This window comes from Rhizobium croatiense (assembly GCF_019793465.1).
Taxonomy (GTDB): domain Bacteria; phylum Pseudomonadota; class Alphaproteobacteria; order Rhizobiales; family Rhizobiaceae; genus Rhizobium; species Rhizobium croatiense.
In genome coordinates, this window is the sequence record NZ_JAILYJ010000001.1 from 362360 (window position 1) to 376867 (window position 14508).

The window sequence follows — 14508 nt, forward strand, 5'->3', positions numbered from 1 at the left end:
CGACGTCAGAGGCTCGATGGACATGTCAGTTCCCGCATTAGAGTGCGCACGGAGACAGGGTTGGCAGGCTCGGCGAACGACATCTGCAGGTAGGCGCGTGCGCGGGTTGTCCGCACGTCTATGAGAAACCGCCGGCCGCCGTCGCGTGGCCGCAAGCGTGAACCGTCCAGAAAGCGCAGCAGGCCCCACGGCCCGGGCGTGCTTTTTTTCTCAACCGCACTACCGCTATCGAAGGAGATTTCGAAGCCACGTGATGGCAGATCGCCCGGCCAGCTAAAGGTCACTGCCCCGCCTGATGTGGTAACCGGCGCGTTTGCGCCGCCGATCGAGATGGTAGCCGCACCACGTTGTGCAAGTGCCTCCAGCGAGACAGGGAGATGCGGCGAGGTTCCCTGACGAAAGAGCGCGTCGCCGATTGCGGAAGCTTTCTGAAAGAACGTTGCACTCTCGGGGGCATAACCAGAAACCCGGGCTCCCGGTTTCCAGCGCCACGGCGTCGTTGATATATCCATCAAAGGCGCCAGTTGCGTCCGGAAATAGGTCTCCACGAGACCCTTGGGCGCGAAAATGCGCGCGACTTCAGCCATATCCGCGTCCGACCCGTTAAAGAACGGATAGCGGCCTGCGACAGCAGCCTGGCAGGCCATAGCGATCTCGCCCCAAGCCCCTAGCGGCTTTGCTGTCGGGACCGGATCTTCGGTCTTTTCTACCGCCTTTGGAGATGCCGTCTGCGAGATCACGTCTTCGACCATTTGTACGACGAGGAGCGGGGCCTGCTGCAGGGCGACAACAGAGTTGGCACGCTCCTGCGCATCCATCAGCGACTTTTTGCCGATTTCGGAATTTCCGTCGAGAAGGGCAAGCGCGACATTCAGCGACACAAAGAGGCGCGAAATTTCCGACATGCGACCCTGCTCCACGAATTGGATGGCAGGTCCGAGTGTCGCGGCAATTCGAAGCTGGTTCGCATGGCTGCGGCTGCGGTCGGTGCCCCCCGCCTGACGCCATGCCTCACGGATCAGGGCCGAGAGCGGTGAGTTGGTGGCGCTTAGCACACCGCTGAAAATAACCGCGCTCGGTTGGTCGGTGAATGGCCGAACACGAAGATCGCCAAGATACTGAGACCACGTCTCCAGCGTCCGCTTCTGAAGGAGGTCCATAACTGCATCAGCACTTGTCTCGTCTCCGGCGTGTAAGAGGATTGTAGTTTCGGCTTTCGCCTTCTCGATCGCCTCTTTTGCAGCGCCAGAGCGCGCGTAAGACCATCCTGCCTCAGTGTAAAGACCGGGCACGGCCCGCTCGATGGGCAGTCCGGACCTGCGGATCAATATCTTGTCGAGACCAGGTGCTGCCTGCCCGAGAGACCAGGCAGGCAGGCCCGCAGTTTTCTCGGCCCGGGCGAGTTCCAGCATGGCGCGCTCGTTTGCCAAGCCCTCTGAAGCAAACTGTCTTGCTTGAGCAATTGCTTCGGGATCCGGCTCTTCAAGATCTGTTGGAGGTCCGGACATGGCAGCGACATGCATTGCCATGCCGGCAAGTTCGGGAAATGTCTGGGCTCGATCTTCGATCCAGCCCGCCAGGAACCGCGGTTGCCAGTCCGATGTGCTCTTCAAGATAGACCAGGCGCGTAAGGAATCGTAAAGTGCGGTCGCCTCCCCTTCCGTGGCGAGAGCAACACCAAGGGCTTCAGCAAGCGGGCCGCTGGCCAGCGCGTCGACGGCTTGGCCATAGCGCCGGCGTGCGGCCTCTGCTGGATCGAAAATCCCCAAATGATGAATGAGACCAAGGGGTGAACGCTGCGCATCCTGCTCAACAAGTCGAACTCCTGCAAGGAATGCATCAAGCTGGGCTGCGCGCGCCGCCGGTGTTACCGTGCGTCCGGCTTCTACGACACGTGCGACATCGGGCAGTTGCGACAAAAGCCGCTCACGAAACCGCCATTCCGCCCATCCTGCCCAAACCGCCAGAATTGCCAGGAAAAGTCCGATCACAAGAGCAGCAAGACCGCGATCCGCGAGGGTTTTATGCTGTGTGCCCGATAGAAGCGCCGCTTGGACAGCGTCGTTACAGTGGCCGAGGAAACGGGCGAGATCCCGGCTCGCAGGCCCTGCCTTCGCTGCCGCCCTCGCCCGTTCGGCGAGCCTGCTGGCCGCCATAACGCCCCCGATTGGAAGAGCAGCGGCCAGCGCGCGCTCCCATTTTCGGATTGACAATGCCGGATTGTTACGCGCTCGCGCATCAACCAAAGCAACGAGGGCATCGCGGGCATCCAGGAGCCATTCCTGGGGGACCTTCCGGCGCCGTGCTTCCGTCTCGAACGCGGCGACGAGGCTCCGTGCCATTGCCGCAAGCTCGCGTGGATCTGGATTCTTTTCGCTTTCGGCCCGTTTTGCAAGATCCAGCAGGGGCTGTGCCAGTGCGGCAAGCACATCTGCTTGGATAGGGGCTGGACCCGGCGGTTCGATATCCCCCTTCACAGCTTGCCCTCAGCCGCCCATTTTCGCAGCAGGGCCTCGCCGACCTCGAAATGCATAGAATCTTCGCGGCTATAGCCCGCACCCCAATACCAGCCAGCCTCATTGAAGAACTCCGCGAGCACCACGAGCCCGAATTGCGTGCTGTTATCGCCCATGTTGTCGAGGTTCTTCTTGAGCGTCAGGTCGACGGCTGCCCCCCACGCATGTGAGGACACCGACTTCGCCGACCCACGTACATACCTTGCACAGAGCGCGCCCGCGGTGCCGATTGCGGCATAGATGTCGGGCTCTTCTTTTTTTAGGCGCGCCATGATCTGCTGAAGCGAATCGAGCGCTGGCCTGATCATGGTCAGACGAATACCGCCGACGTCGCGGGTTTCGAGTGCATGCAGCAATTTGGGATTGGTGACCGGTGCACAGGTGGTTGAATAGGTGCTTCTCGGTTCGCCCAATATCTGTCGCAACACGGCCGGGGTCGGGCGTATGACATTCTCGTTGAAACGCTTCTTGGCCAGTTGCATCGGTTCAGTCAGATTTCCTTCTTCCTCACGCGGTGCCATACCGCCGAACTGGTCCGTGAAGAGGGGTGAAGGTGCTGTCTGTTGGATGGATTGCGGATTAATGGCAGGGGCTGTCTGAGCAGGCTCGGAAGGTGGAGCTTTTTCCAACTCCATCACCCTGCCGCTGACATCCGCCATCTGTCCTTTGAGGGTGTTCAATTCAGAGCGCAGCCCCCGAATTTCACTGTCCTGCTGGGCAAGTTGCTGTGTGAGCCGATCGATTTTGCCCGCATTCGGATCACGCTCCGTATCTTGCAAGAGGTTTCCGACAAACGCGAAGATGACGGCTGCGAGAATGATGCTCATGCCGATGACGATGGCCGCGATGGCATTCATTGGCCTCAAGATACCGCAGCTCCATCAATCTGGACGACAATCACTGAGACATTGTCCGGAGCACCGTTATCGAGTGCAGCGCCGATCAATCGCTGACAGGTCACCGCCGGCGTTGAACCGGCAGCCACAAGGGCAGCGATCTCGGCGTCCGCCACACAGTCGGTTAGCCCGTCAGAGCAAAGAATGAGGACATCACCCGGGCAAAACGAAACTTCCGTGGTTTCGACGATAAGATGATCGGACGCTCCAATCGCGCGTGTTACAACATGCGCTTGCGGGTGCTGCCAGGCCGCAGCGGGAGAAAGGCGCCCATCGTCGAGAAGCTCCTGCACGACCGAATGGTCGCGCGTCAGCTGTAGCAATTCTCGATCCCGCCAGCGGTAGGCTCGGCTATCGCCCGCCCATGCAAGCGAAATAGTGCCGCCGTGCAGAAGCGCAGCCACCACGGTTGCACCCATCTGCGCCACGTCGGCCGAGGTTGCCCATCGCCGAATGGCGGAATTGGCTGCCTCGAGCGCGCCCACCAGATCGGCGCTCGAAATTGGAGCATGGGGAAGCAGGGCTAGATGCTCGATCACCAGGCCTGCCGCGACGTCGCCGTGGCCATAACCTCCCATTCCGTCGGCAACGGCCCAAAGCATGCCTGTGGGATCTATGAGTATCGCGTCCTCGTTGCGGTTGCGAACATGACCGGTGTGGCTGAGCCCGGCCCCTTTCGGCCTGCCCGGCCAGCTCGGGACCCGCGTCGAGGGACTATCGGGATACTCCGGGGTCATGACCGGAAGAACCTCATCATTCGCTCCGCCGTGAGGGCCGCCACGGAAGCGGTTGCACCCACGGTCATCCTATAGTAATTTTTTGGCCAGGCGAAACATTTTTGCCGAGAGGAACCTAAAATGAAGCGCCTGCTGACTTTGAAGCTGCTGGTGTCTCTCGCTTTATTCTTCACGTTACAAAGTGAATTGCGTGCACAGGAACTAAACGAGACGGCGCTCAAGGAACGTTTCCATAGGCAAATGGAATTGTTCAAGGCGGCCAAGCTCGGGCCGTCGCGCGGCCTCGTGCTGACCAATTCCGGGCCTGCGCCGGGGGCAACGCCAGTGCCGATCGCCACGCCCGAGACCCCGCCGGCCAAGATCGATTCCACTCAAGCGAGTAGCAATCCGGCCGCTTCGGCAGATGTGGCTAAGGAGGAAACAGTCGAGGCCGGCGCGACTCCCGGACAGGGTCCGGTGGAGACTTCACCAACAACCGCAGCAGCGACGATAACAACACCGCAGACATACTGGAAGCTGCCTGACGATGATCAGGTTAACTACCGCGTGCAGTTTGCCTTCGATTCTTCTGCCATCGCACCCAAGGAGAAGCCGATGCTGCTGAAGCTCTGCAGTGTGGTGAAAGAAATGGATATCAAGCTCATTCGCATTGTCGGTCATACCGATGCCTCCGGCGGGGCGAGGTACAACCAGAATCTCTCCACGCTGCGTGCAAGGGAAGTGGCGCGCTTCTTCACAGAGGATTGCCAAATTCCTCGTGAACGGCTCGAGGCTGTTGGCGTTGGCGAGCAGTTTCCGCTCGATGCACAAAAACCGAGAGCTGACGAGAACCGACGCGTCGAATTCCAGGCAGTCAGCTAAACGCGCACAGCAGCCGCAGATGCGATCTAATCGCTATTCAAAGGCGTAGGTGAAGCCGTCCGCAGACGCTCCGACCGTCGCCTTTGTCAATCGCTTGCCGTCCAGCGCCCAGTTCAATATGCCAGTGCTGAGGGCCGGCAGAAGCGTGTTGGTCAAGATCGCATCGATCATGCGACCGCCCGACTCCACTTCGGTGCAGCGCGCCTTGATCAAGTCGATAACGCCCTCACCTATGACCAGTTCGGCGTTATGGCTCGTACGCAGTCGCTCTGCGATCTTCGCAAAATTTGCCTGCGTGATTGCTTCGATCATCGAATCCGAAAGGGGATAATAGGGCACGACGATGACGCGCCCGAGGAAGGCGGCCGGGAACACCTGCAGCAACGGCGTCCGCAACGCGGCTTCGAGTTCTTCGGTTGGCGTGCGGGAGAGCCCGTTGCCTGTCAGTCTCATGATGACATCCGAACCGACATTGGAGGTCAGCAATATGAGTGTATTTCTAAAATCAATCCGTCGACCCTCGCTGTCGTCCATCATCCCCTTGTCGAAGACCTGAAAGAAAATCTCGTGGACATCGGGATGCGCTTTTTCGACCTCGTCGAGCAGAATGACGGAATAGGGCCTGCGGCGAACGGCCTCGGTCAGAATTCCTCCTTTGCCATAGCCGACATAGCCTGGGGGTGCCCCCTTCAGGGTCGAAACCGTATGGGCCTCCTGAAATTCCGACATGTTGATGGAGATCAGGTTCTGTTCGCCGCCGTACAAGGCCTCGGCAAGGGCAAGCGCCGTTTCCGTCTTGCCGACACCGGACGGTCCACAAAGCAGGAAAACGCCGACCGGCTTTTCCGGCGACCCTAGTCCTGCGCGGCTGGTCCGTACGCGGCGCGCGATCGCTTCCATGGCAAGGTCCTGGCCGACAACGCGTTCGCCCAGAATTGCGGCGAGCTTGAGCGCCCTTTCCGTCTGGCCGGCGAGCATTCGCCCGACCGGAATACCTGTCCAGTCCTGGACCACCGAGGCGACCGCGTTGCGGTCTACCGACAGCAGCATCAATGGCGTTTCGCCCTGCATCTCGGCAAGTTCGTGCGTAAGTGCCCTTAGGCGCGAAAGGTCGGCACTTCCGTCGGGAGCTTCTTTTTCGCCTTCCGCTGAGGGATCGTCGGGGACCGTCGGAATGGGCGCGGTAGCGCCCTGTTGCGACAACGCCGCATCCAAGGGAACTCCCTCGCTGCGCAGCCTGGCCCGCAGGTCGAGAATGTCAGACACGAGCAACCGTTCCTTTTCCCAGCGGGCTTGCGCCTCGGCCAGGGCCGTCTCCACCGCGCCAAGGGCGTTGTCGACCTTAGCTTGACGCTCTGCAACCTCAATGCCGATGGACCTTTCGCGGCCGATGATCCCCTGCTCGATTTCGAGAGACTGTTTGCGCCGCAGAAGATCTTCAACCTCGGCCGGCGTCGCGTGCTGTGATACCGCCACGCGTGCGCAAGCGGTATCAAGCAAGCTGACTGCCTTGTCGGGCAACTGACGGGCCGGAATGTAACGATGTGAAAGGCCGACCGCCGTTTCGATCGCCTCGTCGAGGATCTGTACCCGATGGTGTTTCTCGAGTATGCCCGCCACGCCGCGCAGCATGAGAACGGCGCTTTCTTCGCTGGGTTCCTCAATCTTGACGACCTGGAAGCGCCGGGTCAGCGCCGGGTCTTTCTCGATATGCTGTTTGTACTCCGCCCATGTCGTTGCCGCGATCGTGCGAAGTTCGCCGCGCGCCAATGCTGGCTTCAAAAGATTTGCGGCGTCCCCTGTTCCCGCAGCCCCGCCCGCTCCGATCAGCGTATGTGCTTCGTCGATGAAGAGGATGATCGGCGTTTCCGATGCCTGCACCTCGTCGATCACCGTCTTGAGGCGTTTTTCGAACTCGCCTTTGACGCTCGCCCCGGCCTGCATCAAGCCAACATCCAGCATGTGGAGCGCGACCCCTTTGAGTGGCGGCGGTACGTCCTCTGCCGCAAGGCGAAGCGCAAAGCCCTCAACGACCGCCGTCTTGCCGACCCCGGCCTCGCCCGTCAGGATCGGGTTGTTCTGCCGTCGGCGCATGAGAATATCGACGATCTGGCGAATTTCCGGGTCGCGACCCACAACCGGATCGATCTTCCCTTCTCGAGCACGCCTGGTCAGATCAGTCGCATATTTGGCCAACGCTGAATCGCCGCCAGCCGGCCGCTCCTTTCGCACCGGTTGTCCAGCTTCGCGTCTGCCTCTATTTTCAAGCGATTGCGACAGTACGTCGTCCAGGCGAGCAAGGACGGAATCGGCTTCGATCCGGTCGAACTCACCGCTGATCTTCAACAGCAAGCCATCAAGCACCGGCACCTTTCTACAGGCCAGAAGAACGTAAGCGCCGCGCACTTCTTCTGAACCGAATTGAAGACTTCCGAGACTCCAGGCCTCCTGGACAGCGTGAAATATGTGGTCTGAAAACTCTTCAATGGACGTCGCGCCGTAAGGCAGCTTGTCGATCGACCGCGCCATGTCGGCTGCAAGGCGCCCGAGGTCCACGCCAGCGTCGGCAAGGATCAGCTGGAAATCCGCGCGGTCGACGAGCGCCAGCTGCTCGATCCAATGCACGAGTTCGACATAGGGATTGCCCCGAAGCTTGGCGGCGTCGGCTGCCGTCTTGAATGCACGCAGACATATTGGATCGAGCTTGCCGATTAGTTCTTTACGTTTGAAGCTGTGAGAAGACACGTTCTGCTGCATGCCGGTCGGGCTCCTGCCAGGTGCTCTCGAATGAACGAGCCTAGTCTTCAATCTCAATGGCAAACTGCCACATTATAGTGTTCTTGACAAATATTCGAACCGCATGTCTTTGATGAATAGTGACCGCGTGGTTTGGAGTTAGCAGATGATTGACCCATTGCCCGGTGACATCTTTCGCAAGAACCAGGTACTCAACAATACCTACGAGATCGAGGGTGTGCTCGGCCGCGGCGGAACGGGCGAAGTCTACCGCGCCAGCAACAAGATCACCGGCCGTGTCGTGGCGCTCAAGGCACTCAAGCGGGAGCTGTCCGCCGATGCCGGCTATCTGGAATTGATGAAGCGGGAAGAAGAAATGCGCGGCATCTCGCATGACGCGGTCGTGCGTTATACCGACTGTAGCCAGACAGCCGAAGGTTACGTCTATCTGGTCATGGATTACGTCGCAGGTACGCCACTCAACGACTATCTCGAGCGTGGCGGGATTTCTCCCAGAGACCTGCTGGTCGTGGCCCAAAGAGTGGCGGAGGGCCTGGTTGCGACACACGAACGCAAGATCGTCCATCGCGATCTGTCGCCCGACAACATCATCTTGCGCAGCGGCCGGCCGGAGGAAGCCGTTATCATCGACTTCGGCATTGCCAAGGACAGCAAGACGGGCGCACGCACAATCGTCGGCAAAGAGTTTGCCGGAAAATATGAATATGCAGCGCCCGAACAATTGCACGGGCAGGCCGAGCCGCGATCAGACCTTTATGCCCTCGGCGCATCCTTGCTTGCGACCTTTCGCGGAAAAATTCCCAACGTCGGAACGAGTCCCGGCGAGGTTGTCCGCTACAAAGAGCGCCGGCTGGACACAGCGGGCGTTCCGGAGCCGCTCAAGGCGTTGATCGACGATCTCACCCAACCCGACCCATCGCGACGCCCGCCAACGGCTGCGGCCGTCGTCAAGCAGGTGGGGGAGATGTTGCGGAAGGAAGGTGGGAGTGGCGCCAGTCCGGGCTGGCGGCACTGGCCGGCGATCTTAGCCACTGCTGTCGTGGCGGCAATCGCGGGATTTTGGTTTGCCGGCTTTGGCGAGAGCCTGTTTGTGAAAAGCCTTCCGGTCCAGGCACCCTATAAACTCAGCGCCGGGCTCGACGGGCAACACCAGGCGACCTTGTCCGGCTTTGCTCCCGATGCCGACCAGCAACAGGCGATATTGGCGGGTTTTGCGCGCACAGCCGGGCTGCCGGCACCCACGGGTGCGCTTGCACTTGCGAAAGGGGAACCTTCCGAGCGCTGGGCACAGGATATCGACAGCTTTTTCGCCGCCGCCGACGGGCTCGACGAATGGAGGCTCGATGTCTCGGACCGCACCGTCCGCCTGACCGGCCTTGCTCCCGACACGACAGCACGTGACACTGTCGTCAGCCGGTTCAGCGAGGCGAGCAAGGCCGCCGGCTATCAACCTGTCGTGCGGATTGCCGCAGGACCGAGAAGCCTGACGCCCGACCAGTTGAAATCTGCCATCACACCGTTGGAGACCTGCGGTCCGCTTGTCGTCCAGGCACCGGCAGGGGCAAACTTTCCTCTTGGCTCGACAGTCGCCATTCGGGGAAACGTTGCGGCAAGCGGAGATATCGAAGCGCTCCGGCAAAGGCTCGCACCGCGTCTAGGTGATCGCGATCTGCGATTTGATACGACAGTGCTCAACAAACAGTTGTGTGTCGTCCAGTCATTGTTGCCCGACGTGCCCCAAGGGCCGATGACGATCGTGCTCGGTTATGGTGACAAATCCGAACCGAACATGTCCGGCATCTACTCGGTTGGCGACAATCCGGTCATCGATGTGCTGGCTCCGGCCGCGATCACGGATGGCTATCTCTGGGTCGCGATTGCCGATGTCACCGGCAATCTGTTCAACGTCCTTCCCAACATCAAGCGCCCGGACAACGCGCTTTCCAGTCTCGGGACGGTGTCCAATGGCATGCGTACCATCCGTGTCGCCTACTCCACGGCAGATGGAGCGACCGATCCCGCAAAGCTTTCCTTCGCGGTCGACAATACATTCGGCAGAAGCCTGATATTCGCGATGCAGACCGACCGTCCTCTGTTCTCGCAACTTCGCCCCACAACCGAATCCACAAAGTCCTTTGCCGAGGATTTACATGCAGTTATTGCCAGCGGGAAGGTTTCGATCCTATCGACTACGACCCGATTGATCGACACTCGGAATTAGTTGCCGCTCGTCGATAAGTGGCATTAGTACAGAGCGAAAATTTATGCTAAAACAGGATTGCGAGAAGAATATTCGGTAAAGCGGGGGATCTGTTGTTCGACTCTGCGCTCTGGTTGAATCCGATAAACGGTGACAACCCGTCCGGCGAAAGCCTACGGAACGACGGACGATTCCACGAGCTCGAACGCCTCGTACAGCCCCAGATCGAAATCAGCCGCGACGAGCGCAACAACCCCGTCGCACGAACGGAAGTGCCGGTCGACTGGTCGACCGTGCTTCGCAAATCAGAGGAGCTGCGGGCGCACGGGCGCGATCTCAGGCTGCTCGTGATTGTAACGCGTGCCCTTGCAAATGAGCGGGGACTGGCCGGCCTCGCCAACGGATTGAACCTGATCGGCCAAACCTTCGACATGCACTGGCAGACAATGCACCCGGAGCTTCGCGACGGCCTGCCTCCACGCGAGGCCGCTCTTCGCCGCATCAACGCACTGATCCAGCTGCAAAATGACAAGGATGGTCTGCTCGGCGATCTGCGCAAAATGACGTTCTTTACGCCTCGTGGCGCAGGCCCGGTGACTGGACGCGATCTGGAGCGGGGGGCGATCGACAGCCGCACCGTTTTGAACGAAGCGGCGCCGGGTTTGAGTGCGGCCGAGAAGGGCTCACTCGTCAGCGAACATGAGCAATTGGTCAATCGCGTGCGGTTCGGTTGCGCGGCATTTGCGGAACAGGCCGCTGATGAAGCCGCGGCGCTGGCCGCCGATGCAAGGACTGCCGTCGCAGCTCTGGAGGCGGCCGAACAGTCGCTCAACCTGCAGATCGGCGGCGACTTGCGCGTTACCCTGCCGGATCTGAGCCGGTTTCTGCAGCGCGTGGCGGCGACCCTGGAGCGTACCAAGCTTAATGCGCAACAGGAGAGTCAGAAAGATGACACTGCCGGCGACGAACCTGCGTCGGCTGCCACCAGCGCTGCGGCAGACCGGGCTCCGAACCAGCCGGCAACAGTCTTCCCCTCCCGCCTGAGCTCGCGGGACGAAGTCACGCGCTGCATCGACCTCATCATCGCCTTTTACGACCGTACGGAGCCATCAAGCCCCATTCCCCATCTGGCCCGCAGGATCAAGCGAATGGTGCCAATGGATTTTCTCGAGCTCATGGAGGACCTTGCTCCTTCCGGGCTAAAAGAATTCCGGCTTCTCGCCGGCGTTTCGGAAAGCAAGAAACCTGCCCCTGGGACAAAAGGTGACCACCAATGAGCGAAACTAAGGCGAAGGTAATCGAACGCAACAGGGCGCCTCGCGTCCAGATCGCCTATGAAGTGGAAACATATGGCAGCCCGACCACGATCGAACTGCCTTTCGTGATGGGGGTGATGGCAGATCTTGCCGGTGCGTCCCAAACGCCAGAGGCACTCAAATCCGTGCGGGACCGGACCTTTGTAGAAACCGACGCTAACCGGTTCGGTCGCTTCATGGAGGCACTGAGCCCGCGGGTCAAGGCGCGGATCAAGAACACGCTTCCCCAACCGCCCGGCGAAGAGCGTGACGAGGAACTTGCCGTCGACCTGACCTTTACGAGCATAGGTGACTTCGCTCCGGACCGGATCGCCGAACAGGTTCCGCAGCTCGCCGAACTGTTGAAGATGCGCCGCCAGCTTGAGGAATTGCTAGGCTTCATGGATGGCCGCGTCGACGCCGAAAAGCGTATCGCCCAGCTTTTGAACAACGAGCCCCTTTTGGCAAAAATCGCCGACCAGGCGATTGATGATGGCAGCAAGTCGGAGGGCTGAAACATGGCCGAACAGGAAAGAACCGCCGCTGTCGACGTCAAGGAAGCCGAAGGCGTCGATCTTCAGGAATTCAGCGACCTTCTTGAAAAGGACTTCAAGGTCAAGAAGGATGACAGCGACAAGCTGCAAACCCTGGTGCAGAATCTCGCGCTTGCAGCGCGCGCGCGCTCGCAGTCGACGACAATTTCCTCGAATGCGATCAAGTCGATCAAATCCCTGATCTCCGGCATCGACAAGCTTCTGACCGAGCAGGTCAACGAAGTTCTCCATGCGCCCGAAGTGCTGCAGCTCGAGGGAACATGGCGCGGTTTGTGGTATCTGGTCAACAATACCGAGACGGATCAGAAGCTGAAGATCCGCGTCATGAATATCTCAAAAGAAGCCCTGGCCGACACGCTCGAAGACTACGAGGGCCAGATGTGGGACCAAAGTCCCATATTCAAGAAAGTCTATACGGACGAATATTCCATGCTAGGCGGCAGCCCGTACGGCTGCCTGATCGGTGCCTACGAGTTCTCCAACCACCCGAAGGACGTCGCCCTCCTTCGCAATATGTCCGGCATCTGCGCGTCGGCGCACACGCCCTTCATTGCAGCCGCCGCCCCGCGACTCTTTCGCATGGAAAGCTGGCAGGAACTGCCAAACCCCCAGGACCTGCAACAGATTGTCTCGTCGCCCGCCTACGCTTCCTGGCAGTCCCTGCGCGAGAGCGAGGATGCGCGCTACATCGGTCTGACGATGCCCCGGGTCCTTGCGCGCCTGCCCTACGGCGCGGAAACCATTCCGGTAAAGGGCTTCGCCTTCGAGGAGGATGTCCAGGGCGATCATCATCGCTACGTATGGATGAATGCCGCCTTCCCGATGGGCGTCAACATCAATCGAAGCCACAAGCTGTTTGGCTGGGGCACGCAAATTCGCGGCGTCGAGAACGGCGGAGCGGTCATCAATCTTCCAGTCCACAATTTCCCGACCGACGATGGTACTGTCGCGATGAAATGCCCGACGGAGGTCGCCATCGACGATCGCCGCGAGGCAGAGCTTGCCAAGCTTGGGCTCATGCCGATCCTGCATCGCAAGAATACAGACATCGCAGCCTTCATCGGTGCGCACTCGCTACAGGATGACGAGACGCGCGCCGGGCGCCTGGTCGATCCGGATGCACAGGCCAATGAGCGCCTGAGCGCAAATCTGCCGTATCTTTTCCCGGTTTCGCGTTTTGCCCATTACCTGAAGGCAATCGCCCGCGACAAGATCGGTTCGTTCAAGGAGCGGTCCGACATGCAGATCTGGCTGACGGAGTGGATCAATCGCTACGTTCTTGCCAACCCTGCCTTTGCCGACGACAAGGCCCGCGCCAAACGGCCGCTGGCTGCGGCCGAGGTTCAGGTCGACAGCGTCGAAGGCCGCCCGGGATGGTATAATGCCCGGTTTTATCTGCGCCCCCATTATCAGTTGGAAGGCATTAATGCGTCACTGCGTCTCGTATCGGAGCTGCCGTCGACGAAGACCTGAATTCACAAGGGAGGTTATTCATGAAAATTGACGGTTTTCTCAAGGTGCCGGATATCACGGGACCGAGCGTTCGCGATGGCCACGAAGACGAGATCGAAATCCACGGCGTGGAGTTTGAGATGGTCGCCCCCTACGATCCCAATTCGCTCTCGCGACGGGGCCGCGTCAGTCTGGGCATGATCAATTTCATCAAGCACTATGACAAATCCTCGCCCTATCTGAAGAAGGCGCTGTTCGCCAACACGCTTCTCGGCGAGGTCAAGTTCTCCGCGCGCAGAACGATCGAAGGCGAGACGAGCGATTATCTGGTCGTTACGCTGAAGGAGGCTTCGGTCACCCAGTACAATATGAAGCCAAGTGAGGACGAACCCGATCTCATCGAGGAGCGCGTCGGCTTCGCCTACAAGAACATCACGTTCAACTATGACGACAAGGACGAGGTCGAAATGGATGTCTATGTCGGCAAGTGACAGCTGGCGAAAAGAAGTTGGAAGAGAGTTGAGACCGCTTGGCGGGCACCAGCGCGCAACCCGCGAAACGATCCAGCCATCCTTGTGGGATCGCCTGGTCAATGACCTGCCGGGGCTCGGCTCCGAGATCAAAGATCTCCGGCAGATGTTGCAAAGCGAGATAGACGCAGAGCGGCTGGACGCGATGGTGGCCGGCGGCGTCGGGCAAATAGAGTCGGCGACGGATCTCAGTTTCGAGCAGAAGAAGAACATCCATCGTCTGCTTTCCCTGGAACGTCGTCGTCTGGAACTGGAAAGTCGCGGCGTGGTCGTTTCGAGCGATGTGCTTCGTGAAGCGGTGCGACGCGACATCGAGGCGCTTTTCAATGTGCAACGTTTCGAATCCTCGCCCCTTTTGACCGATGCGGAGGCCGACCTGGTGGGCGACAACCCTCCCTCGCTTGAAGATTTTCCGCTGGTGCGCCGCAGTGTAGTCAATTACGGCGTGCCGCCATTTTCGGGCCGCTCATCGCGTGATTTCGACCGTGAGGAACTCGCCAAGGAAATCGCACAAGTGCTTGCGGCATTCGAGCCCCGGCTGAAGGAAGGCGCAACCAAGGTGACTGTCAGCCTTGGCGACAAGTCGATCGGCCTCAGGATCGATATTGACGCGCTGCTCCTGACGACGCCGGCGCCAGAACGGCTACGCATCCGAACCATTCTCGATCTCGACAACGGCTCGGCGAGAACCGAGTTGAAGGACACCTGAA

Annotated in this window: 11 protein-coding genes; 7 read left to right on the plus strand and 4 right to left on the minus strand. The window is 59.8% G+C overall.

Features of this window, described 5'->3' with window-relative positions; translation table 11 throughout:
- Window positions 1-5: 5 nt before the first annotated feature.
- Genes K6M89_RS01605 through K6M89_RS01615 form a run of 3 tightly spaced genes read right to left on the minus strand, consistent with a single transcriptional unit; the run spans window position 6 to window position 4149 of the window.
- A complete protein-coding gene (locus tag K6M89_RS01605) occupies window positions 6-2441 on the minus strand; it encodes an ImcF-related family protein (protein ID WP_222138365.1) in 2436 nt (811 codons plus the stop codon).
- Window positions 2442-2473: 32 nt separating this feature from the next.
- The gene (locus K6M89_RS01610; RefSeq protein WP_222138191.1) at window positions 2474-3373 is read right to left on the minus strand and encodes a M15 family metallopeptidase; all 900 of its coding nucleotides are present in this window, start codon (window positions 3371-3373) and stop codon (window positions 2474-2476) included.
- A 5-nt stretch (window positions 3374-3378) separates the two neighbouring features.
- The gene (locus K6M89_RS01615) at window positions 3379-4149 is read right to left on the minus strand and encodes a PP2C family protein-serine/threonine phosphatase (RefSeq protein ID WP_222138192.1); all 771 of its coding nucleotides are present in this window, start codon (window positions 4147-4149) and stop codon (window positions 3379-3381) included.
- A 120-nt stretch (window positions 4150-4269) separates the two neighbouring features.
- Here K6M89_RS01615 and K6M89_RS01620 point away from each other — a divergent pair, with 120 nt between their 5' ends.
- Window positions 4270-5010: an OmpA family protein gene (locus tag K6M89_RS01620; protein WP_222138193.1), complete on the plus strand. Its 741-nt coding sequence runs from the start codon at window positions 4270-4272 to the stop codon at window positions 5008-5010.
- A gap of 33 nt (window positions 5011-5043) precedes the next feature.
- On the opposite strand, the gene tssH is transcribed toward K6M89_RS01620, so the two are convergent.
- Window positions 5044-7767 carry a type VI secretion system ATPase TssH gene (gene tssH / locus K6M89_RS01625; protein WP_222138194.1) on the minus strand — a complete coding sequence of 908 codons (2724 nt, stop codon included), beginning with the start codon at window positions 7765-7767 and terminating at the stop codon, window positions 5044-5046.
- Between the two features lie 145 nt (window positions 7768-7912).
- Between tssH and K6M89_RS01630 the strand changes: the two genes are divergently transcribed.
- From K6M89_RS01630 to tssE, 6 genes are all read left to right on the plus strand, one after another.
- Window positions 7913-9988 (plus strand): serine/threonine protein kinase, encoded by a 2076-nt coding sequence (locus tag K6M89_RS01630; protein WP_222138195.1) that lies wholly within the window; start codon window positions 7913-7915, stop codon window positions 9986-9988.
- Window positions 9989-10080: 92 nt separating this feature from the next.
- Window positions 10081-11244, plus strand: coding sequence for a type VI secretion system protein TssA (gene tssA / locus K6M89_RS01635; protein ID WP_222138196.1), 1164 nt, complete (start codon window positions 10081-10083; stop codon window positions 11242-11244).
- Entirely contained in the window at window positions 11241-11777 is a 537-nt protein-coding gene (gene tssB / locus K6M89_RS01640; RefSeq protein WP_097581187.1) for a type VI secretion system contractile sheath small subunit, read from the plus strand. The genes tssA and tssB overlap by 4 nt, the downstream gene beginning before the upstream one ends.
- A 3-nt stretch (window positions 11778-11780) precedes the next feature.
- Window positions 11781-13289, plus strand: a complete 1509-nt coding sequence (gene tssC, locus K6M89_RS01645) for a type VI secretion system contractile sheath large subunit (protein ID WP_097581188.1) — start codon at window positions 11781-11783, stop codon at window positions 13287-13289.
- Window positions 13290-13309: 20 nt separating this feature from the next.
- On the plus strand, window positions 13310-13759 hold the full coding sequence (locus K6M89_RS01650; RefSeq protein ID WP_097581189.1) for an Hcp family type VI secretion system effector: 450 nt from the start codon (window positions 13310-13312) through the stop codon (window positions 13757-13759).
- Entirely contained in the window at window positions 13746-14507 is a 762-nt protein-coding gene (gene tssE / locus K6M89_RS01655) for a type VI secretion system baseplate subunit TssE (RefSeq protein WP_222138366.1), read from the plus strand. Before K6M89_RS01650 ends, tssE begins: the two co-directional genes overlap by 14 nt.
- Window position 14508: the final 1 nt, after the last annotated feature.